The 20,617-nt window shown below is 71.6% G+C and carries 18 protein-coding genes and 1 tRNA gene; 10 read left to right on the forward strand and 9 right to left on the reverse strand.

What is annotated here, in order from left to right; genetic code table 11:
- Nucleotides 1–30 precede the first annotated feature (30 nt).
- Both D7147_RS20185 and D7147_RS20190 read left to right on the forward strand, forming a co-directional pair.
- Complete coding sequence (locus D7147_RS20185; protein ID WP_120680611.1) at nucleotides 31–1,296, forward strand: aspartate kinase; 1,266 nt, start codon at nucleotides 31–33, stop codon at nucleotides 1,294–1,296.
- A 5-nt stretch (nucleotides 1,297–1,301) separates the two neighbouring features.
- Nucleotides 1,302–2,363, forward strand: a complete 1,062-nt coding sequence (locus tag D7147_RS20190; protein WP_120680011.1) for an aspartate-semialdehyde dehydrogenase — start codon at nucleotides 1,302–1,304, stop codon at nucleotides 2,361–2,363.
- A gap of 49 nt (nucleotides 2,364–2,412) precedes the next feature.
- Here D7147_RS20190 and D7147_RS20195 read toward each other — a convergent pair whose 3' ends face one another.
- Nucleotides 2,413–3,834 (reverse strand): sensor domain-containing diguanylate cyclase, encoded by a 1,422-nt coding sequence (locus D7147_RS20195; protein ID WP_120680013.1) that lies wholly within the window; start codon nucleotides 3,832–3,834, stop codon nucleotides 2,413–2,415.
- A 215-nt stretch (nucleotides 3,835–4,049) separates the two neighbouring features.
- Here D7147_RS20195 and D7147_RS20200 point away from each other — a divergent pair, with 215 nt between their 5' ends.
- Together D7147_RS20200 and D7147_RS20205 are read left to right on the forward strand one after the other, a co-directional pair.
- The gene (locus D7147_RS20200) at nucleotides 4,050–4,829 is read left to right on the forward strand and encodes a phosphodiesterase (protein ID WP_120680015.1); all 780 of its coding nucleotides are present in this window, start codon (nucleotides 4,050–4,052) and stop codon (nucleotides 4,827–4,829) included.
- A gap of 228 nt (nucleotides 4,830–5,057) precedes the next feature.
- Nucleotides 5,058–6,758, forward strand: coding sequence for a bifunctional metallophosphatase/5'-nucleotidase (locus D7147_RS20205; protein WP_120680017.1), 1,701 nt, complete (start codon nucleotides 5,058–5,060; stop codon nucleotides 6,756–6,758).
- Nucleotides 6,759–7,037: 279 nt separating this feature from the next.
- Here D7147_RS20205 and D7147_RS20210 read toward each other — a convergent pair whose 3' ends face one another.
- On the reverse strand, nucleotides 7,038–8,330 hold the full coding sequence (locus D7147_RS20210; RefSeq protein ID WP_120680019.1) for an MFS transporter: 1,293 nt from the start codon (nucleotides 8,328–8,330) through the stop codon (nucleotides 7,038–7,040).
- A gap of 125 nt (nucleotides 8,331–8,455) precedes the next feature.
- Here D7147_RS20210 and D7147_RS20215 point away from each other — a divergent pair, with 125 nt between their 5' ends.
- Together D7147_RS20215 and D7147_RS20220 are read left to right on the forward strand one after the other, a co-directional pair.
- Complete coding sequence (locus D7147_RS20215; RefSeq protein ID WP_199734215.1) at nucleotides 8,456–8,929, forward strand: hypothetical protein; 474 nt, start codon at nucleotides 8,456–8,458, stop codon at nucleotides 8,927–8,929.
- Between the two features lie 57 nt (nucleotides 8,930–8,986).
- A complete protein-coding gene (locus D7147_RS20220) occupies nucleotides 8,987–10,195 on the forward strand; it encodes a low temperature requirement protein A (RefSeq protein ID WP_120680022.1) in 1,209 nt (402 codons plus the stop codon).
- A 24-nt stretch (nucleotides 10,196–10,219) separates the two neighbouring features.
- On the opposite strand, the gene D7147_RS20225 is transcribed toward D7147_RS20220, so the two are convergent.
- A complete protein-coding gene (locus D7147_RS20225; RefSeq protein ID WP_120680024.1) occupies nucleotides 10,220–10,645 on the reverse strand; it encodes a glutaredoxin domain-containing protein in 426 nt (141 codons plus the stop codon).
- A 198-nt stretch (nucleotides 10,646–10,843) separates the two neighbouring features.
- Here D7147_RS20225 and D7147_RS20230 point away from each other — a divergent pair, with 198 nt between their 5' ends.
- Both D7147_RS20230 and D7147_RS20235 read left to right on the forward strand, forming a co-directional pair.
- The gene (locus D7147_RS20230; protein WP_120680026.1) at nucleotides 10,844–11,368 is read left to right on the forward strand and encodes a GNAT family N-acetyltransferase; all 525 of its coding nucleotides are present in this window, start codon (nucleotides 10,844–10,846) and stop codon (nucleotides 11,366–11,368) included.
- A 104-nt stretch (nucleotides 11,369–11,472) separates the two neighbouring features.
- A complete protein-coding gene (locus D7147_RS20235; RefSeq protein WP_120680028.1) occupies nucleotides 11,473–12,294 on the forward strand; it encodes an alpha/beta fold hydrolase in 822 nt (273 codons plus the stop codon).
- Nucleotides 12,295–12,430: 136 nt separating this feature from the next.
- On the opposite strand, the gene D7147_RS20240 is transcribed toward D7147_RS20235, so the two are convergent.
- Nucleotides 12,431–12,507 (reverse strand) — tRNA-Pro (locus D7147_RS20240).
- A 281-nt stretch (nucleotides 12,508–12,788) separates the two neighbouring features.
- The gene (locus tag D7147_RS20245; RefSeq protein WP_120680030.1) at nucleotides 12,789–13,682 is read right to left on the reverse strand and encodes a metallophosphoesterase; all 894 of its coding nucleotides are present in this window, start codon (nucleotides 13,680–13,682) and stop codon (nucleotides 12,789–12,791) included.
- A 25-nt stretch (nucleotides 13,683–13,707) separates the two neighbouring features.
- On the opposite strand from D7147_RS20245, the gene D7147_RS20250 reads away from it, so the two are divergent.
- Nucleotides 13,708–14,163, forward strand: a complete 456-nt coding sequence (locus D7147_RS20250; RefSeq protein WP_120680032.1) for a GatB/YqeY domain-containing protein — start codon at nucleotides 13,708–13,710, stop codon at nucleotides 14,161–14,163.
- Between the two features lie 297 nt (nucleotides 14,164–14,460).
- Here the strand turns inward: D7147_RS20250 and D7147_RS20255 are convergent, their stop codons facing one another.
- A complete protein-coding gene (locus D7147_RS20255; RefSeq protein WP_120680034.1) occupies nucleotides 14,461–16,902 on the reverse strand; it encodes a penicillin-binding protein in 2,442 nt (813 codons plus the stop codon).
- A gap of 404 nt (nucleotides 16,903–17,306) precedes the next feature.
- Between D7147_RS20255 and D7147_RS20260 the strand changes: the two genes are divergently transcribed.
- On the forward strand, nucleotides 17,307–17,618 hold the full coding sequence (locus D7147_RS20260; RefSeq protein WP_120680036.1) for a WhiB family transcriptional regulator: 312 nt from the start codon (nucleotides 17,307–17,309) through the stop codon (nucleotides 17,616–17,618).
- Here D7147_RS20260 and D7147_RS20265 read toward each other — a convergent pair.
- Genes D7147_RS20265 through D7147_RS20275 form a run of 3 tightly spaced genes read right to left on the reverse strand, consistent with a single transcriptional unit; the run spans nucleotide 17,605 to nucleotide 20,408 of the window.
- The gene (locus D7147_RS20265; protein ID WP_199716652.1) at nucleotides 17,605–18,756 is read right to left on the reverse strand and encodes an ArsA family ATPase; all 1,152 of its coding nucleotides are present in this window, start codon (nucleotides 18,754–18,756) and stop codon (nucleotides 17,605–17,607) included. The genes D7147_RS20260 and D7147_RS20265 overlap by 14 nt on opposite strands.
- 54 nt (nucleotides 18,757–18,810) lie before the next feature.
- Complete coding sequence (locus D7147_RS20270; RefSeq protein WP_120680039.1) at nucleotides 18,811–19,788, reverse strand: ArsA-related P-loop ATPase; 978 nt, start codon at nucleotides 19,786–19,788, stop codon at nucleotides 18,811–18,813.
- A gap of 26 nt (nucleotides 19,789–19,814) precedes the next feature.
- Nucleotides 19,815–20,408 (reverse strand): Rv0361 family membrane protein, encoded by a 594-nt coding sequence (locus tag D7147_RS20275; protein ID WP_233563287.1) that lies wholly within the window; start codon nucleotides 20,406–20,408, stop codon nucleotides 19,815–19,817.
- Nucleotides 20,409–20,617 lie beyond the last annotated feature (209 nt).

Here is a 20,617-nt window from a genome sequence, read left to right on the forward strand (position 1 = left end):
CTCAGGGTCACTGGGAGGGAGCGCACCGTCGTGGCACTCGTGGTGCAGAAGTACGGCGGGTCCTCCGTCGGGAACGCGGAGCGGATCAAGCGGGTCGCGGAGCGGATCGTCGCCGCGCGCAAGGCCGGCGACGACGTCGTGGTGGTCGTCTCCGCGATGGGCGACACCACCGACGAGCTGCTCGACCTGGCCAACCAGGTCAGCCCGCTGCCGCCGGGCCGTGAGCTGGACATGCTGCTCACCGCCGGGGAGCGGATCTCCATGGCGCTGCTCGCCATGGCCATTCACAACCTGGGGTACGAAGCCCGCTCGTTCACCGGCTCCCAGGCCGGCGTGATCACCACCTCGGTGCACGGCAAGGCGCGGATCATCGACGTCACGCCGGGCCGCCTCAAGGGCGCGCTCGACGAGGGCTCGGTGGTGATCGTCGCCGGCTTCCAGGGCGTCTCTCAGGACACCAAGGACGTCACCACGCTGGGCCGGGGCGGCTCGGACACCACCGCCGTCGCGCTCGCCGCGGCGCTGCACGCCGACGTCTGCGAGATCTACACCGACGTGGACGGCATCTTCAGCGCCGACCCGCGGATCGTGCCCAACGCCCGGCACATCAAGCAGATCACCTACGAGGAGATGCTGGAGCTGGCCGCCTGCGGCGCCAAGGTCCTGCACCTGCGCAGCGTGGAGTACGCCCGCCGGGCGGGGTTGCCGATCCACGTCCGTTCGTCATACTCGACCAACACCGGCACGATGGTCACCGGATCGATGGAGGACCTTCCTGTGGAGCAAGCGCTGATCACCGGGGTCGCCCACGACCGCAGCGAGGCGAAGATCACGATCGTCGGCGTACCGGACGAGCCGGGCGCCGCCGCGCGGATCTTCGACACCGCCGCGAGCGCCGAGATCAACATCGACATGATCGTGCAGAACGTGTCGACCGAGGGCACCGGGCGCACCGACATCTCCTTCACACTGCCCAAGACCGACGGTCCGACCGCGATGGCCGCGCTCAGCAAGATCCAGGAGTCGGTCAAGTTCAAGGGCCTGCTCTACGACGACCACGTCGGCAAGGTCTCCCTCATCGGCGCGGGCATGCGCTCCCACCCGGGGGTGGCGGCCGGCTTCTTCGCCGCCCTCGGCGCTGCCGGCGTCAACATCGAGATGATCTCGACCTCCGAGATCCGGGTCTCCGTGGTCTGCCGGGACACCGACCTCGACGCGGCGGTCCGTGCCATCCACGACGCATTCGACCTCGGTGGCGACACCGAGGCCGTGGTCTACGCGGGCACCGGGCGGTAGGGCCGATGGGCGAGCTGCCCACCCTCGCCGTCGTCGGTGCGACCGGTGCCGTGGGCACCGTCATGTGTGAGCTGCTCAGCGCCCGCCGCAACGTCTGGGGTGAGATCCGGCTGCTCGCCTCCGAGCGATCGGTCGGGCGGCAGGTCCGGTGCCGGGGCGACGAGCTGACCGTCCAGGCCGTCACGCCGGAGGCGTTCGACGGCGTCGACGTCGCGATGTTCGACGTGCCCGACGAGGTCTCCGCACAGTGGGCCTCGGTCGCGGTCGACCGGGGCGCGATCGTCGTCGACAACTCCGGGGCCTTCCGGATGGACCGGGACGTGCCGCTGGTGGTGCCCGAGATCAACCCCGAGCAGGTACGCAACCGGCCGAAGGGCATCATCGCCAACGCCAACTGCACCACCCTCGCGATGATCGTCGCGGTCGCCCCGCTGCACCGCGAGTACGGCCTGCGGGAGCTGGTGCTCTCCTCGTACCAGGCGGTCTCCGGCGCCGGTCAGGCCGGCGTGGACGCCCTGCACACCCAGCTCGGGAAGATCGCCGGCGATCGGGTGCTCGGTTCCCGGCCGGGCGACGTCCGCCAGGCGGTCGGCGACGAGCTCGGCCCGTTCCCGGCCCCGCTCGCGCTGAACGTGGTGCCCTGGGCCGGCTCGCCGGCCGACGGCGGCTGGTCCTCGGAGGAGATGAAGGTCCGCAACGAGTCCCGGAAGATCCTCGGCCTGCCCGACCTGAAGGTCTCCGCCACCTGCGTACGGGTGCCCGTGGTGACCGGCCACTCGGTCGCCGTGCACGCCGTCTTCGCCACCGAGGTGGATGCCGAGGGCGCTCGCGAGGTGCTGCGGAACGCCCCCGGCGTGATCCTGGTCGACGACCCGGCCGCCGGTGAGTTCCCGATGCCCATCGACGCGGTCGGCACCGACCCGTCCTGGGTCGGCCGGATCCGTCGGGCCCTCGACGACCCGCGCGCCCTCGACCTCTTCATCACCGGCGACAACCTCCGCAAGGGTGCGGCCCTGAACACCGCCCAGATCGCCGAACTGCTCGCCGTCGAGCTGGCCCGCCTCTGACCCCGTCGCTCGTGGCGGGCCGCCCGACCGGGTGATCGTGCGGGGTGGGTCAGGCCGGGGCCAGGCGTACGCCGTCGCGGCCCTGCCGCTTGACCGTGTAGAGAGCCTGGTCGGCGCGGCGGAGAGTGAGCTCCGCGGACTCGCCGGGGCGCGGTAGCGCCACCCCGACGCTGATCGTGTGCCCGGTACGCCGGGCCGCCTCGGTGAGCCGCTCGGCGATCCGGACCGCCTCCTCCGGCCGGTTCACCTCGATCACCGCGACGAACTCGTCGCCGCCGATCCGGTACAGCTCGTCGCCGTGCCGCAGCGCGCCCTCCAGCGCCCGGGCCAGGCCGATCAGCAGCCGGTCGCCGGCCTGGTGGCCGTACGTGTCGTTGACCGACTTGAAGCCGTCCACGTCGACCGCCAGCAGCGCCGTACGCCCCGGCGTGGCCGCCGCGATCCGCTTGCCGAACGGCCCGGTGTGCCGCAGCCCGGTGAGCGGATCGGAGCTGGCCTGCTCGCGCAGCCGGTCGAGGGTACGGATCCGGTCGAGGCTGTTCCAGGCCTGGCCGGCGAGGAGCTCCATCAGGCTCACCGTGGTGGGATCGGGGCGGATCAGACGCTCGTCGGCGACGAGCAGCACCCCTCCGCCGTCGGGAGGCCCGAGCGGGACCGCCACCAGGGCGCGTACGCCCGCGCGGGCCAGCGGAACGTACTCCGCCGTCGGCGGCTGCCCGGCCTCGCCGAGGGTGTAGCCGGCGCCGTACCGGTGGACCCGGCCGACGATCCGGTCGAGCGCCGCCGGCCCGGCCTCGGTCAGCTCGGCGCGAATCCGGTTCTCCAGCTCACCGGGGGTGTGCGGCGGCTTGCCGAGCCGGGTCTGCCCCCGGCCGGTCAGCAGCAGCACCGGGGCGGCGAGCCCGGAGACGTCGCGAGCGGCGCAGATCACCGCCGTGATCAGGTCGCACTCCGTGGTCGCGGCGGAGAGCGCGGCGGCGTGCCGGAGCAGCTTCTCGCTCCGGCTCTCCGCTGGCGGGCCGCCGAGCGCCATGATCCGGGCGCCGAGGCGGGCGGCCAGCCGCTCGGCGGTGACCCGCCACGGCGTCAGGTCGAGCGGCGTGCTCCACTGCAGGTCCAGCACGCCGACCGACCGTCCGGCCGGGTCGACCACCGGTACGCAGATCTCGGCGACGACGTCCGGTCGGACCGGCAGGTGGTCGGGGTCGGCGGTGACGTCGGGCACGACCGCGGTCTCGCCGGTGGCGAACACCCGGCCGACGATGCCGGTCTTCGGTGGCACGGTCGAGAAGACCTGCCAGGCGCCGGTGGCCGCGACGGAGCGCAACCGGTCCTGGACCTGGAGCAGCACGGAGACGGCCGCCGGGGTGTGCCCGGCGAGGGCGGTGACGAACCGCTGGCAGGCATCGAGGACGGTCGGGGCAGTGGGGAGGTCGGCCGTGACGTCACGGATGATCCGCTGGTGATCCACTCGCTCGTCGTTCCAGGTAGGGGTGGGTCGGCCGGTGCCGAACCTGCGACCAAGCGTACTCATGACGTGACCGGCGCCGCCCCGATCAAGATCGCGCAGCGTCTTCGTACACATGTGCCATCCACAGGTTGTGGATACGGCCGGTGGATCCGGCGGGGCCCCGCGCGGGACGGCGCGACGATAGCGTGAAGACCCCGCCTGCGAGGAGGCGTGCCATGCTCATCGCCCAGCTCAGCGACCCGCACCTGACCACCGGCCCGCTCGCCGCCGACCCCGCGACCGGCCTGCACCAGGCGCTCGGGCGGGTGCTCGCGCTGCGGCCGCGCCCCGACTGTGTGGTGATCACCGGTGACCTGGTCGATCGCGGGCGACCCGACGAGTACCTCGTACTCCGCGAGGTGATCGGCAACTTCCCGCTGCCGGTGCACCTGGCGGCGGGCAACCACGACGACCGCGAGTCGCTGCTCGACCAGTTCGGCGGTACGCCGTGGCTGGGTGGGGGCTACTCCGCGTATTACCACGTCGACCACGAGGCGGCCAGCGTCATCGTCCTGGACTCCCTGGTGCCGGGCGCGGACGGCGGGCAGCTCGGCGAGGAGCAGCTGAGCTGGCTCGACGGCGTGCTGGCCGGGCGGCCGGACGTGCCGGCACTGGTGTTCCTGCACCACCCGCCGATGGTCGTGGGAGTGCCGGCCCTCGACGCGATCAGGCTGGCGGACGCCGACGCGCTCGCCGAGGTGGTCGGCCGGCACCGGCACGTGGTCCGGGTCGGGGCGGGCCACCTGCACCGGCCGGTCACCGCGGCCTTCGCCGGCACCGTGCTCACCACCGCCCCCAGCACCTGGCGACAGGTGTCGCTCACCATGACCCCGGACGAGCCGATCAGCTGGGTCACCGAGCCGACCGGGTTCCTGCTCCACCTGGTGGCCGACGGCGGCTGTGTCACCCACACCGTCCAGGTCAGCCACTCCGCCGGAGAGACCTGCGGTTTCTGAGCAACGGCAGCCCCGGGTGTATCCGGGCCGGGCCGCACCGTCACCTCGGGCTTCTCCGGCCGACACCGTGAGTTCTCGACGTAGTCGCAGGTCTCACCGGTCGCCCGGCGGGCCGATCGATGAGAGGCTGGGCCACACGGCAGCAACCTCCGACAGCTGCCTCCTTCCGACTGTGCCGGTCAGGGCCCGGTCGTCCGGGCCTCGTACCCGAGTCCTTCGAGGAGTTCCATGACCATCCCCGCGATGCGTCGGGCCGCCGTCGGCCTGACCGTGCTCGCGGTGGCCGCCTTCGGCGCGGTCACCAGCACGCCGCAGCAGGCCGAGGCGGGCCCGAAGCCCGTCGACGTCACCCTGCTCGCGCTCAACGACCTCCACGGCAACCTCGAACCACCGAGCGGCTCCAGCGGCACCATCGACGGTCAGTCCGCCGGTGGCGTCGAGTACCTCGCCACCCACCTGGCCGAGCTGCGGGCCGCCGCCAAGAAGAAGAACACGGTCACCGTGGCCGCCGGTGACCTGATCGGCGCCTCGCCGCTGCTCTCCGCCGCCTTCCACGACGAACCGACGATCGAGGCGCTGTCGATGGCCGGGCTCGACTACGCCAGCGTCGGCAACCACGAGTTCGACGAGGGCGCCGCCGAGCTGCTGCGAATCCAGAACGGTGGTTGCCACCCCGTGGACGGCTGCGCCGACGGCACCCCGTACCGCGGCGCCGGCTTCCAGTACCTCTCGGCCAACGCGTTCAAGACCTCGACCGGACGGCCACTGCTCCCGCCGTACGCCATCCACAAGGTCCAGGGCGTCAAGGTCGGCTTCATCGGGATGACCCTGGAGGGCACCCCGCAGATCGTCAGCCAGGAAGGCGTCGCCGGCCTGAGCTTCGCCGACGAGGCGGAGACCGCCAACCGGTACGCCCGGGAGCTGCGCCGCAAGGGCGTCGAGGCGATCGTCGTCCTGCTGCACGAGGGCGGCACCCAGGCCGCCGGCGGCGGAATCAACGACTGCGTCGGCATGACCGGCCCGATCGTCGACATCGCCGAACGGATGGACCCGTCGATCGACGTGGTGGTCAGCGGGCACACGCACCAGGCGTACAACTGCGAGATCGACGGGAAGCTCGTGACGAGCGCGAGCTCGTTCGGCCGGCTGGTCACCGACATCGACCTGAAGATCGACCGGCGCAGCGGTGACGTGCTCAGCGCGAAGGCCGAGAACGTCGTGGTCACCCGCGACGTGGCCAAGGACCCGAAGCAGACCGCGCTGATCGACCGCTACAACACCGTCCTCGGGCCGGTCGCCGACCGCCAGGTCGGCGAAACCACCGCGCCGATCACCCGCAGCCAGGAGACCCTCTTCGGTACGACGACGGGCGAGTCCGCGCTCGGCAACCTGATCGCGGACGCGCAGCTCGCCGCGACCGACGACGAGCAGGACGCGGTCGCCGCGTTCATGAACCCCGGCGGTGTCCGCGCCGACCTGGACGCCGGCCCGGTCACCTACGAGGAGGCGTTCACGGTTCAGCCGTTCGCCAACAACCTGGTGACGCTCGACCTCACCGGCGCGCAGCTCTACTGCGTGCTGGAGCAGCAGTTCGCGGTCAACCGGGTCCTCTACCCGTCGTCGAGCGTGCGCTACGTGGTCGACCCGAACGGCACCACGGGCGGCGCTGCCGATCCGTGCGCCGGCACCCGGGTGGTCCGGGGCAGCCTCACGCTGGGCGGCGTCGCCGTCGACCCGGCCGCCACCTACCGGGTGACGGTGAACAACTTCCTGGCCGGTGGAGGTGACGGCTTCAGCGCCCTCACCGCCGGCACGAACCTGGTCACCGGCCTGATCGACCTGGACGCGTTCGTCGCGTACCTGACCGCCGAGAGCCCGGTCTCCGCCCCGGCGCTGGACCGGATCCGCACCACCGGTGAAGCCGCCTGACGGCCGACCCGCCAACGATCGGGCCCCGGAGCACCCCGCTCCGGGGCCCGAGCCGTCTCCGCCCTCCCCAGTGGACCCGCCGCCACCCCCACCCCGCGCGCGCCGCGCGCCCCGCGCCCCGCGCGCGGGAGTTGTCCGCGCACTTTCGGTGAAAGTGTTGCCTCGCCTGGCCCGGAGACAACACTTTCGGTGAAAGTGCTGCCTCGCGTGCCCCGGAGACGACACTTTCGGTGAAGTGCACGAACCGCGGGGCGGGGGCAGGCCCGGGCGGGGCGGGGGTCAGGCGGTGGCCGGGGTCGGCTCGGGCGTTTTCGAGACGCTCTGGTCTGCGGCGACGCGGCCGTCCACGGCGGGGGCGAGCAGGCGGCGCAGGGAGAGCGCCACCACCGAGGCGAGCAGGCAACCGCCGACGACGGCCGCGACCCAGACCTTGCCGTCGGCCGCCCCGATCAGTGGACCGGCGGTCACCGGACCGATCACTCCGCTCACCCCGAAGATCATGGAACTCATCGCGTTGTAGCGGCCCCGAAGCTCGTCGGTGGCGAGCGCGTTGGTCAACGCCGGCATCACGGGCGAGAGCATCGTCTCGCCGAAGCCGAAGATCGCGGAGCAGGCCATCACGCCGAGCGCGGCGACGATCGCGTTGCTCGTACCGACCACCCCGGCGGCGCCGAGGATGAGCCAGGCCGCCGCGAAGACCGCACCCACCACGGCGAGCGCGCCGGTGCGACTGCGCCCCTCCAAGCGCCGGATCACCACCAGCTGCGCCAGCACGATCATCACGGTGTTGGCGGCGAGAGCCCAGGCCACCACCCGGGGGCTCACCTCGACGACCCGGATGGCGTACGCGGTGAAACCCACCTCGATCTGCGCGTAGCCGCAGGTGGTGAGGATCAGGCCGAAGATCACCAGCCGGCGGAACGGACGGTCCCGCAGCACCGTGAGGTAGCCGCCGCCGGATGACCGCTCGTCGGCCGGGGCCGAGCTGATCCGGCGGCCGACGCCGGGCAGGGTGAGCAGGATCAGGGCCGGCATCAGATAGCTCACCGCGTCCAGCAGGTAGATCATCTGGAAGGTCACCGGGCGGCCGGTGTCGACGATCGCGCCCGAGGTCATCCCGCCGATGCCGATGCCGAGGTTGAGCAGGGCGAAGTTCAGGCCGAAGACGCGCTGTCGTTCCCCGTCGTCGGTCAGCGAGGCGAGGATGGTGTTCTGCCCCGACCAGATGGCCGAACTGCCCACCGCGATCACCGTGGCCACCAGGAACGCGGAGCCGGTCGAGTGGACCAGGGCCAGGGAACCGGTGCCGACCGCCTCGATCAGCAGGCAGGGGAGCACCACCCGGCGCGCGCCGAAACGATCGATCAGGGTGCCGCCGAGCGGCGACAGCGCCAGCGTGACCGCGCCGTACCAGCCGATCACCAGGCCGGCGCGCGCGTCGGTGAGCCCCCGTACGTCGGTCAGGTAGATGAAGAGGAACGGCAGGGTGAGACCACGCCCGATCGCCGAGAGCAGGGTGCCGACGAGGATGCGTCGGGCTTCGGAACGGCGGGGTAGGGCGCGGCGCAGCATGCCCGCATTCTCTGCGGTGGCTGCGACAACGTGCGACTCGATTAACGGCCGGCCTGCGCCGTGCGGGCCGGTTCGTGACGGAGACCACCCGAGGCGATGTCCGACCGCTCTGCGATGCTGGCGGGGTGACCACCACCTGGCGCCACCTGCCCGCATCGGCCCGGGAGATCGCGGAGAGCGCCGTCGAGGCGGTCACCGCCGCGCAGCAGCGCGACGTGCCGGCGTACGACGAGGCGGTGGCCCGGCTCGCGACGGCCGAACGGTCCGGGCTGGTGCTCGGTGCGGTGGTCCGGCTGCTGCTCGAGGAGAGCCACCCGGACGGCGTGGCCGGCGACGACGTCCGGCAGGTGTTGGAGCGCTGCGCCCGCAGTGCCGCGCAGTGGTGCTCCGGTGTCGATCCGCACGTGCTGCTGGTCCTGCTCGCCGGCGCGCTCGGGGTGTACGACCCGGACGGCGACGACGCTCCGCCCGATCCACAGGCGATCGCCCGGCACGCCCCGCTGCTCGTCGCCGACTTGGCGGCCGGCACCGGCCGGACCCTCGACGCCTACCTCGCCGCGGCGTTCGCCGAGATCGAGCGCGCCGAACACCAGGACTGAGCCCTCCCCTTCGCCGAACCGGCCTCGTCGCCCCGGTGCCGCCACGAGGATGACGGGGTGCGCATCTCCCGGACCAGGTACGAGACGACCGAGGAGACGCACCGGACGACGAACTTCGAGATCTTCTTCGATCTCGTCTTCGTCTTCGCGCTCACCCGGATCGTCGAGTTCATGGCGCAGACCCCCACGGCCGTCACCATGCTCCGTGGGCTGATCCTCATCCTGCTGCTGTGGTTCTCCTGGTCCTCGTACGCCTGGCTGGGCAACGAGGCGCGCGCGGACGTCGGCCTGGTCCGCACCGGCACGCTGGCCGCCATGGCGGCGCTCTTCGTGGCCGCGTTGGCGATCCCGGACGCCTGGCAGGAGGAGCCCGATCCGCTGCTGCCCGCCCCGCTCCTGCTCGCCTTCGCCTACCTGGTGGTACGGGTCCTGCACCTCGCGCTCTACCTCTACGTGTCCCGCAGCGCGCAGCTCACCCGTACGCTCCGGCTGAGCGCGATCCCGCTGGCGCTGGGGTGGATCCCGTTGGTGGTCGGGGCGTTGCTCGGCGGCACGGCGCAGACGGCGCTCTGGGCGGTGGCGTTCCTGATCGACGTCGGGGGCGGCCGGATCGCTTCCCGTTACAGCCCGTGGGAGCTACGCAGCGTCAGCCACTTCACCGAGCGGCACCGCTTGGTGGTCATCATCGCGATCGGTGAGTCGCTGATCTCGATAGGCCTCGGTGCCGGCGCGGAGCTGGCCACCTGGTGGGTGCTGCTGGCGGCGCTGCTGGGCTTCGTCGTCACCGTCTGCCTGTGGCGGTTGTACTTCGACCGGTTCGCGTCGGCCGTCGAGCGCGTCATGGCGACGGTGCCGCGAGCGCGGCGAGGCACCATCGCCGGCGACGTCTTCAGCCTCGCCCACCTACCGATGATCGCCGGGATCATGTACATCGCGCTCGGCATCGAGCAGGTGCTGGCGATGCTCATCCACGAGAGGGGCGGCGTCGGTCGGCACGCGCTGGGCCTCTCCGGTGTCGTCGCGCTCTACGGCGGCGCCGCGCTCTATCTCGTCGGCCGGGTGCTCTGCGTCCGGCTCACCGCCGTTCGGGCCGCGCTGCCGCCGATCGTCGGCGCCGTCGCGCTCCTCCTGCTCATCGCGCCGGCCCGGGTGCTGCCCGCGCTCTCCGCGTTGGCGTTGCTGGTGGTGGCGCTGCTCGTGCAGTGCGCGGCGGAGCGGCGCTCCGGCACCCTCGGCGCGACGCTCACCGCGAAGCGGGCCGGCTGATCAACTCCCCGGTCGAGTGGGCGACTACCGGCCCAGCCGGGTGCGGAGCCAGCCCGGGGTCGGGTTGACGACCGCCGTGCCGTCGGCCAGCACCACCGTCGGCACGGTCTCGTTCCCACCGGCGATCGCCCGGACGGTCGCCGCGCCGTCCGGGTCGCTCCAGATGTTGACCCAGTACGCCCGGCGGGCGGCGCGGCCGAGCCGCAGGCGCAGCCGGAGACAGTAGGTGCAGCCGGGCCGCCAGTAGACGACCGGCCGCCCGTCCGCGGCACCGCGCCGGCGGGCCTGCGCCGCCGTGACCGAGCCGGGGAAGGCCAGCGGCGACAGCACCGACGCCAGCGCCACGAGGAGCACCAGCCACGTGATGCCGAGCCAGAGCGGTCGCAGGGTGGCCGCCACGTAGACACCGGTCGCCAGCAGCAGCCCCGGTGGACCCCAGATGCGCAGCATGACCCCGAATGTTAGTCACCCTCGCGTCGTCCGCTCCTCGTGCGTTGGCGGGGGTGCCGCCCGAGCGGCCCCGAGGGCTCAGCGGTCGGCCCGCGCCCGCCCGCACAGCGCGTCGGTGGCCCCCCGGCCCGCGCCCGGCCGGGCAGCGCGTCGGTGGCCCTTCCGGCTCGATCCGCGGGAGCCGTTATCGTCGCTGGGATGCCCGAACTGATCACCCCCACCGTCGACCTGCACGCCGCCTGGCTCGAAGCGCACGACGAGTGGGGACCCGGCGCACACGAGGACGGGTTCGGCCTGCGCCCGGCGGACGAGGTGCGGTCGTCCGGCGGCTTCGCCACCTGGGTGGCCCGGCTCATCGAGCAGTCGGATCCGACGAAGCCCCTGAAGGCCGGGCGGGCGCACTGCACGTACCGGTGGATCGTCGAGGGCGACCAGGTGCTCGGCGGAATCGCCCTGCGGCACGCGCTCGACGACTTCCTGTTGCGGGTCGGCGGACACATCGGCTACGGCATCAGGCCCTCCGCGCGTCGGCGTGGGTTGGCCGGCTGGGCGTTGGGCCGGATGCTCGACGAGGCGCGGACGCTCGGCCTGGACCGGGTGCTCATCACCTGTGAGGTGGCGAACGTCGCCTCGGCGCGGACCATCGAGCGCCAGGGCGGAATTCTGGAGGACGTCCGGGACACCGAACTCGGTGCCGTGCGGCGCTACTGGGTTCAGCTGTAGCAGCGGCCACCGGTGGATTACCGGAAACCGGCGGAGCACAGGCCCGAGCAGGGGAAGTGGTGGTTCGGGCTCGGGCAGGGGCGGATTCCGGCAAGCTGGGTGTCATGGCGTACGTCACCGCGAAGGATGGCACCGAGATCTACTACAAGGACTGGGGCTCCGGTCCGGCCGTAACGTTCTCCCACGGGTGGCCCTTGAACGCGGACGCGTGGGACGGGCAGCTGCTCTTCCTGGCGCAGAACGGGTTCCGGGTCGTCGCCCATGACCGGCGGGGCCATGGCCGTTCGGGTCAGGCCTCGGCCGGCAACGACATGGACGGGTACGCCGACGACCTCGCCGCGGTGATCGAGGCGCTGGACCTGAACGACGTGACCCTGGTCGGGCACTCGACCGGTGGCGGTGAGGTCACGCGGTACATCGGTCGGCACGGGACCGGTCGGGTGGCGAAGGCGGTGCTCATCTCCGCCGTGCCGCCGATCATGGTGCAGAGCTCGGACAACCCGGAGGGTCTGCCGCTGCAGGTCTTCGACGAGCTGCGTACGAACCTGTTCAACGACCGGTCGCAGTTCTACCAGGACCTGGCGCAGATGTTCTACGGGGCGAACCGGTCCGGGGCGAAGGTGTCCAAGGGCATCCTCGACCAGTTCTGGTTGTGGAGCATGCAGTCGGGCCTGAAGAACGCCTACGAGAGCATCAAGGCCTTCTCGGAGACTGACTTCCGGGCCGACCTCGCCAAGTTCGACGTGCCCACGCTGGTGATGCACGGCGAGGACGACCAGATCGTCCCGGTCAAGGACTCGGCGCGGAAGACCGCTCAGCTGGTCGCGAACGCCCAGGAGATCTACTACCCGGGCGCCCCGCACGGGATGACCGCCACCCTCCAGGACCAGGTCAACAACGACCTGCTGGCCTTCCTGCGGAGCTGATCCGTCACCGGAGAGGCGCGGACCCGGCCCGCGGCGGCTCCCCGCCAACGGAGCGGGCACCGTCCCGGGCCGCGCGACGGTGCCCGGATACGAATCAAGGCCCCTCAGTTGAGGGGCCTTGACCTGCTCTTACCTCTGGTCGGGGTGGCCGGATTCGAACCGACGACCTCTTCGTCCCGAACGAAGCGCGCTACCAAGCTGCGCCACACCCCGAGGCGTGCCGACAAATAGTAGCCCACCCGGTCGGGGGCTCCAACTCGGTACCCCCTCGGGTCGGCCGCCGCCACGCACCCCCGGAGACCAGGACCGCCCACCGGGGCGACCATGATCCGGACAACTTTCCGGAAGTTGCCGGCCGGGCCGCCATCGAGGCCGCAACTTCGGGGAAGTTGCGGCCTCTCTGGCGGGCTCGGGGCAGGTCGAGGCCTTGGGGACGGGCCCTCGGGGCAGCCGCGGCCTCGGGGAAGGTGGCGGCCTTGGCGGAAGGGGTGGGGTCAGCGGGGGATGAGGGTCAGGATGCTCGCCTCTGGCGGGCAGGCGAACCGGACCGGCGCGGTCGGGTGGGTGCCGAGACCGGCGGAGACGTGCAGCCAGGAGTCGGAGCCCGGCCAGCGGTGCAGTCCCCGAGCCATCGACCGGGGCAGCCCGCAGTTGGTGACGAGCGCCCCGACCCCGGGTACGCAGACCTGCCCACCATGGGTGTGGCCGGCGAGCAGCAGGCCGAAGCCGTCGGCGGCCATCTGGTCGAGCACCCGCGGCTCGGGAGAGTGGGTGAGCGCGATCGACAGGTCGGCCGACCCGGCGACCGGCCCGGCCACGGCGGCGTAGTCGTCCCGCTCGACGTGCGGGTCGTCCACGCCGACCAGATCGATGACCCGCCCGCCGGCCTTCAGCGTCGTCCGGGCGTTGTTGAGGTCGAGCCAGCCGGCGCCGGTGAGCACCTCGCGCAGCTCCTCGTACGGCAGCTCGACGCCCTCCACGTACTCCCGGTCAGGCAGGAAGTAGGTGAACGGGTTCTTCCAGACCGGGCCGGTGTAGTCGTTGGAGCCGAAGACGAAGACACCGGGGTAGTCGAGCAGCGGTTGCAGGGCGCGGAGCACCCCCGGTACGGCGTCCGGATGCGCCATGTTGTCCCCGGTCACCACCACCAGGTCGGGGTCGAGCGCGGCCAGTGACGCCACCCAGCGCTGCTTGCGCGCCTGGTCGGGCGTCATGTGCAGGTCGGAGACGTGCAGGACGCGCAGCGGCTCCGAGTCGGTGGGCAGCATCGGTACGTCGTACCGGCGCAGCGTGAACATGTTGCGCTCGATGAGCGACGCGTACGCCAGGGTGGCCGCGCCCACCGCGGCGGTGGTGGCCGCGAGCCGGAATACTGTGCGCTTTCGCATGCCGATCAGGGTAGTTTGACGGTCCATGAGCACGCTGAAGGACCGCCTGACCACGGACATGCGTAACGCGCTGAAGGCGCGCGACGAGCTGACCACGTCGACCCTGCGGCTCGCCCTGGCCGCCGTGGGCACTGCGGAGGTCGCCGGGAAGGTGAAGCGTGAGCTCTCCGACGACGAGGTGCTCGCGGTGCTGACCAAGGAGGCGAAGAAGCGCCGGGAGTCGGCGGTCGCCTTCGCCGACGCGGGCCGCACCGAGCAGGCCGCCAAGGAGACCGCCGAGGGCGAGGTGCTGGAGCGTTACCTGCCGAAGCAGCTCGGCGACGCCGAGCTGGCCGAGCTCGTCTCACAGGCGCTCGCCGAGGGCGGCTTCACCGGCAAGGCGCAGATGGGCCCGGCCATGAAGTCGGCCCAGGCCGCGGTGGCGGGCCGGGCCGAGGGTGGCCGGGTGGCCGCCGAGGTACGCCGCCAACTCGGCGCCTGACCCTCCCGCCGCGCCCCGGACTCTTTCCCCGAAAGAGTCCCCTCCTCCGCACTGATGGCCACTCTTTCCGTGAAAGAGTCCGCTCCGCCTCGGCGATGGCCACTCTTTCCGTGAAAGAGCCGGCCCTGGGTGAGGGGTGCGGGGTGAGGGTGAGGGGCGTGGGCGGGGAGTGAGAGGCAGGGGCGGGGCGGGGTTGTTGTGCGTGAAGGGCGGGCACCCCCGAGGGGGTGCCCGCCCTTCAACGTTCACGCTGGGCGGTCCGGGCCGGGCGGCTGGTGCCGCCGGGCCCGGCCGGGCTCAGCCGCCGGGACGGTTGCCCGGACGGTTGGGCTGGTTGCCCGGCGGAGTGTCCGGGTTGTTACCCGGCCGGCCGCCGCCGCCACCGCCGCTGCTGATCTGGATGGTCACCACGCCGCCCTTGATGGTCCGACCGTCGGGGTTGGTGCCGGCCACCGAGCCGGCCGGGCAGCTGGAGGCGATCCGCTGGTCCGAGACGACCGCCTCGAAGCCCGCGCCGTTGATCCGGGACTTCGCGGTGTCGACGGACGCGCACTTCACGTCCGGGATCGAGCGCTGGTCACCGACGGAGATCTTCTGACCGGGCGGCTCGAAGTTGATGTCCTTCTTGCCCTTCATGGCGTCGCGCAGCGTCTCGAAGACCGGCGGGTTGATGCCGTGCGGCTGGTTGTGCTGCATCTTCTCGTTGGTCTGCGGCCAGTCGGGGTCGGCCATGATGCCGGCCACCGAGTACTGCTTGGTCATGGCGACCAGGGCAGCGGTCTTCTCGGAGTCGGTGGTGCCGGACTTGCCGGCCACCGGCGCGCCGACGATGCCCCGCACGTTCGCCGCCGTACGGCTGCTGCCGCACTTGGTGGTCGGCGAGTTGTCACCGACCGGGCAGCGGGCGACGTCCACGGCGGCCCGGGCCACCTCGGTGCTGATCCGCTTCTCGCAGCGCGGGTTGGCGATGTCCAGCTTCTTCCCGTCCGGGTCGCGGATCTCCTGCACCGGGATCGGCTCGCAGTACTTGCCGTCTGCGGCGAGGGTGGCGTAGGCGTTCGCCAGCTCCAGCGGGGTGGTCTGCGAGACGCCGAGGGTGAACGCGCCCCACTGATGGGCCTTGTCCTTCGTGCTGGCGAAGTCGGCGTCGTTCGAGGCCCGGAACTGGATGCCCATCCGCTTGGCCGCGTCGACCACGTTCTCCGCGCCGACCTTCTGCTGCAGCGGTACGAAGAAGGTGTTGGTCGAGGCGCTGAACGCGCTCCACATGTTCTGCACGCCGCCGGCCTTCAGGCCGGAGTTGGTCGGGCAGTAGAAGTGCGTGCCCGGGCAGGCGGCCGGGCTGCTGGAGTCGATGATGTATTCCGACTTGAACTGCTGCGGCGAGTTGAAGGTGTAGCTGAGCGGGATGCCCTTCTCCAGCGCCGCCACGATCGTGAAGATCTTGAACGTCGAGCCCGCCTGGTAACCGGTGATGCCGTCACCGCCGGTGAGCAGGGGGTTCACCGTGTTCGGGTAGTTGCCGCGCTTGCCCTTGTCGCGCTGCTTCGGGTCGCTGTGCGGCTTGTTGGCCGGGTGCTTCGGGTCGTCGAGCTTGTAGTTGCGGTTGACCGAGAGCGCGCGGACCCGGCCGGTGCCCGGCTCCACCACGGCCACCATGGCGGCTTCCTTCTCGGTCACCTTCTTCGACTTGCGGACCGCCTTGTCGGCACCGCGCTGCGCCTGCGGGTCGAGGGTGGTGACGATGGTGTAACCACCGCTCTTGAGGCGCCGCTCCCGGTCGTACGAGGTGGAGCCGAAGGTCTCCTGCTGCAGCCACCAGCGGTAGAAGTAGTCGCAGAAGAAGCCCCACTCCTTCACGTTGGTGGCGACGCAGCCGTTCGGTGCCCGCTTGCCCTTGACGACCAGCTTGGTGGCCTTCGCGGCCTCCGCCTCCTGCTTGGTGATGGCGCCGATGTCGACCATGTTCTGGATGACGTAGTCGCGTCGTTGCAGCGCGAGCGGGTAGCCGCTCTTGGTGGTCGGGTCGTTGGTGCTGGGCGCCTTCACCATTCCGGCGAGCATGGCCGCCTCGGGAATGGTGAGGTTCTTCGGGCTCTTGCCGAAGTAGACCTGGCTGGCGGCGTAGACGCCGTAGGCGCCGTTGCCGAACGAGGCGATGTTCAGGTAGCGCTCCAGGATCTCGTCCTTGGAGAGCTCCTTGTCGATCTGGAGCGCGTACCGCATCTCGCGCAGCTTGCGGGCGCTGGTGTCCTCGGTCGCCGCGACCACGTCGGCCGGGTGGGTGGCCGAGTACGCGATGGCCAGCCGGACGTACTGCATGGTCAGGGTCGATGCGCCCTGCTGCGAGTTGGTGCCGGACTGGTTGTTCACGAAGGCCCGGGCGACACCGTTGATGTCGACCCCGTTGTGCTTGTAGAAGTCGTGATCCTCGGCGGCGACGATGGCCTTCGCCATGTAGGGCGAGATGTCGGCGAGCTTCACGTCGCGACGGTTCTCGTCGTACATAGTGGCCAGCGGCGTCTTGCCGTCCTTGGCGAGCAGGTAAGTGATCTGCGGGGCGCGGGCCACCGTCAGCTCCGTGGGCAGAGCGCCGAATGTCTCCGCGCCGGCTTTTGCGGCCAGTCCGGACATCGCCACTGCGGGGAAGGCCGCAGCTGCGACCACCACGCCGGCCAGTAGGCCACATATGAGCAGCGATGCGGCGTTGGTCAGCACATTGTGGTCACGTTTCCGCATCCAGGTCACCTCGACAGGGTACGCGAGTAGGGAACGAGGGGCGCTGGGGCGTTCTTTCCCCATTTCCTGCGCGCGCTGCCCTCGTTGTGCTAAACGCATGACCCCCGGTGTGTGGTTGCGTGTGACCTGCCGCGAGTCTTCCCGCTCGAGTCGGGCCTTCGCAGCGTTTTCACGTTCTGGGGCGGGGTAAGCGGCGGTCGAGGGCCCGGGAAGCCGGGAGTGTCCGGAATGATGGATTTGGCCGACAACGTTGCGTAATCGGGTGACTACAGAGCATGATGGTGGACGGCGACAGCGCCACATGTCGTCCGTGCCGCCTAGGGGAAGGCCGGGCGGGCGATCGGGGGGATTGCCGGCTGACGCGTAACGAGGTCGGTAGGTACTGCAAGGGGGGACGTGTACGCATGGGCATGATTGCTGACTGGCCGTCGCTGGCGGCGTGTCAGAACGGGGACCCGGACGCGCTGTTCGTACAGGGCGCCGAACAGAACGTCGCGAAGCGGATCTGCCGGAGCTGCCCAGTTCGGTACGAGTGCCTGGCAGACGCGCTCGACAACCGGATCGAGTTCGGAGTGTGGGGCGGCATGACCGAACGCGAACGGCGGGCGCTGCTGCGCCGCCACCCGCAGGTCACGAGCTGGCGCAAGATGTTCGAGGCGGCCATGAAGAAGAACGCCAAGGAGAAGGCCGGCAAGGACCTGGTCACGACCGGCTGATCGCCGCGCCGATCGTTCGCAGCCCGTCGACGTCGTGCACGTCGGCGGGCTGTGCTGTCACCGACACCGTCGGTACCTGCGGGAACGCCTCGGTGAACCGGGCGGCGACCTGCTGCTCACGAGCCGCCTGCCGGGCCAGCGCGGAGTGCGCCCGTAGCACCTCGGCGGCACCCTCGTGCCCGCCCAGCTCGGCCAGCCGGTCCGCCGCGGCCCGGCTGGTGGCCGCGTCCAGCGCCGGCACCGTCGGCCGGTGCACCCGGTTGAGCACCAGGCCGGCCAGCGGCATCCGCTCCTCACGCAACCGGCCGGCGAAGTAGGCGGCCTCCCGGACCGCGTCCGGCTCCGGCGCCGCCACCAGCAGGAACGCCGTCTCGCGGGCCTGGAGGATGCGGTACGTCTGCTCGGCGCGCTGCCGGAAGCCGCCGAACATCGAGTCGAGCGCCGCCACGAAGCCGGAGAGATCGGTCAGTAGCTGAGCGCCGAGCACCTTCTGCACGGCCTTGGAGAACATCCCGAACGACGCGGTGACCAGGCTGAACATGCTCCGGCCGCCGCTGCGCGCCGGGGCGAGCATCATCCGCAGCATCCGGCCGTCGAGGAAGCGGGAGAGCCGGGCCGGTGCGTCCAGGAAGTCCAGCGCCGAGCGGGACGGCGGCGTGTCGACCACGATCAGGTCCCACTCACCGCGGGCGTGCAGCTGGCCCAGCTTCTCCATCGCCATGTACTCCTGCGTGCCGGCGAAGGTCGAACTCATGGCCTGGTAGAAGGGGTTGGCGAAGATCTCCGCCGCCTTCGCCGGATCGGTGTGCTGGAGCACCACGTCGTCGAAGGTCCGCTTCATGTCGAGCATCATGGCGTGCAGCTCGCCGCCGCTGGCCTCGACGTCGATCCCCTTCACCTGACGAGGGGTGTTGTCCAGCTCGGTGAGGCCGAGCGACTGGGCCAGCCGGCGGGCCGGATCGATGGTGAGCACCACCGTACGGCGGCCGTGCTGCTCGGCGGCGCGCAGTGCCAGCGCGGCGGCCGTGGTCGTCTTACCGACCCCGCCGGAGCCGCAGCACACCACGATCCGGACGCCCGGATCAGCGAGGACCTGGTCGACATCCAGCTGTGGCGCCACGTCTGCAGAAGGCACCAATCGAGCGTATCGGGCCGACCGGGTCCGTGCGCCCGTGCCGACGACAGGTGTGAGTCAATCGGCTCCGCGCAGGGCCTCTGCCAGGGCGGAGAGCCCGGTCCGGTCGACCCCGTCGGGCAGCAACGGCAACTCGATCATCGGGAGCCCCAACTCGACCAGGTCGGCCCGGAGCGAGTCCTCCAGCTCCCGGCGGATGACCTGATCGTGCGCCTCCGAGTGGAGACCAGCCACGACGTCCCGGTCGGCGGGCAGTCCCGCGGCGAGCAGCCCCCGGCGCAGCTCGGCGGCGCTGACCACCCGGCCGGTCGGCAGCGGCGGACGGGTGCCGTTGACGATGATCCGGCCCACCGGGAAGCCGAAGGAGGTGAGGTCGGCGACCGCGTCCACGGTCTCCTGGACCGGCATCTCCTCGAGCAGGGTGACCACGTGCACCGCGGTGATCGGCGAGCGCAGCAGCGCCGCGACCCCCTCGCTCTGCGTCTTGATCGGGCCGACCTTCGCCAGCCGGGCGGTCTCCGCCGTCACGTTGAGGAACCGGCCGATCCGTCCGGTCGGCGGGGCGTCCAGCACCACGGCGTCGTAGACCCGGCGCTGGTCGACGGTGCGGGTGGTCGCCTCCTTCGCCTTCCCGGTCAGCAGCACGTCGCGCAGCCCGGGAGCGATGGTGGTGGCGAAGTCGATCGCGCCGAACTTGCGCAGCGCCCGACCGGCCGCGCCGAGCCGGTAGAACATGTCCAGGTATTCGAGCAGCGCCTCCTCGGCGTCCACCGCCAGGGCCCGGACCTCACCACCGCCCGGCGCGTCGGCGAGGTGCCGCTCCTCGTAGGGCAGTGGGTCGGTGCCGAAGAGCTGGGCGATGCCCTGCCGCCCCTCGACCTCGATCAGCAGGGTTCGTCGCCCGCCGGCCGCGAGGGCCAGGGCCAGGGCCGCCGCCACGCTGGTCTTGCCGGTGCCGCCCTTGCCGGTAACCACGTGCAGGCGGGCCGGCCACTCGACACCGGCCGGGTCGGCCTGCTGATCAGCTGCTCGCACCCGTCGAGCCTATCCAGCCGTGGCGGTCAGGCGACCTCGCAGACCCACCAACCCGTCTTCTGCACCACGGTGAAGCGCAGTTCCTGCTCGGCGACCTTCTCGTCGGAGGTCGTCATCGTCACCTTGGCCGAGACGGTGGCCCGGTCGGCGTTCCGGTTGTCCACCTTCGGGGCGCTCCACCGGAAGCGGGGGTTCTGGTAGGCGGAGGCGTACTTCTCCACCTCTGCCACCTTCGCCGCGATCTTGTCGTCGTCGCGGGCAGAGGCACAGACCAGGCTCGCCGCCTTCGTCGCGTCCTGCTCCTTGTAGACAGCGGTGAGGAACTGGTCCACCGCCGTCGCCGGCTCGTTCGCCCCCTCGCCGGTCTCCACGTTGCGCAGGGTGAGGAACGCGGCGACGCCGCCGCCGACGCAGAGCACCAGGACCACCGCCAGCGCGATCGCCGCGATCAGCACGCCACGCTTCTTCTTCTTCGGCGGGGCGGGTGGCGGGAAGCCCGGCGCGGCCGGCGGGTAGCCGGTGGGGACCCCGGGCTGGCCGCCCGGGTAGCCCGCCGGACCCGCTCCGGGTCCGCCCGGCGTCGCCGGCTGGCCGGTCACGAAGCCGGGCTGGCCGGCCACGAAGCCGGGCTGGCCGGCCACGAAGCCGGGCTGGCCGGGCTGGGGGCCGGCGGCGGTGGTGGGCTGCCCGGGCAGCGGCGGCTGGGCGGACGGAGCGTCGAGATCCGCCGGGCCACCCGGGCCGGCGGAGGGCGCCGGCGAGACCGGCTGCTCCGCCGGGGTGAGCGGCTGCCCGGCGCCGGGGTGCGCCTGCGGCACGGCCGGAGCTC

Source organism: Micromonospora musae (genome assembly GCF_003626545.1).
Taxonomy (GTDB): Bacteria; Actinomycetota; Actinomycetes; order Mycobacteriales; family Micromonosporaceae; genus Micromonospora; species Micromonospora musae.

Excerpts from the sequence above, each read along its gene's own strand:
- D7147_RS20190 (WP_120680011.1), top strand. The coding sequence starts at position 1,302 with ATGGGCGAGCTGCCCACCCTCGCCGTCGTCGGTGCGACCGGTGCCGTG.
- D7147_RS20200 (WP_120680015.1), top strand. The coding sequence starts at position 4,050 with ATGCTCATCGCCCAGCTCAGCGACCCGCACCTGACCACCGGCCCGCTC.
- D7147_RS20205 (WP_120680017.1), top strand. The coding sequence starts at position 5,058 with ATGACCATCCCCGCGATGCGTCGGGCCGCCGTCGGCCTGACCGTGCTC.
- D7147_RS20210 (WP_120680019.1), bottom strand. The coding sequence starts at position 8,330 with ATGCTGCGCCGCGCCCTACCCCGCCGTTCCGAAGCCCGACGCATCCTC.
- D7147_RS20225 (WP_120680024.1), bottom strand. The coding sequence starts at position 10,645 with ATGCTGCGCATCTGGGGTCCACCGGGGCTGCTGCTGGCGACCGGTGTC.
- D7147_RS20230 (WP_120680026.1), top strand. The coding sequence starts at position 10,844 with ATGCCCGAACTGATCACCCCCACCGTCGACCTGCACGCCGCCTGGCTC.
- D7147_RS20235 (WP_120680028.1), top strand. The coding sequence starts at position 11,473 with ATGGCGTACGTCACCGCGAAGGATGGCACCGAGATCTACTACAAGGAC.
- D7147_RS20245 (WP_120680030.1), bottom strand. The coding sequence starts at position 13,682 with ATGCGAAAGCGCACAGTATTCCGGCTCGCGGCCACCACCGCCGCGGTG.
- D7147_RS20250 (WP_120680032.1), top strand. The coding sequence starts at position 13,708 with ATGAGCACGCTGAAGGACCGCCTGACCACGGACATGCGTAACGCGCTG.
- D7147_RS20255 (WP_120680034.1), bottom strand. The coding sequence starts at position 16,902 with ATGCGGAAACGTGACCACAATGTGCTGACCAACGCCGCATCGCTGCTC.
- D7147_RS20260 (WP_120680036.1), top strand. The coding sequence starts at position 17,307 with ATGGGCATGATTGCTGACTGGCCGTCGCTGGCGGCGTGTCAGAACGGG.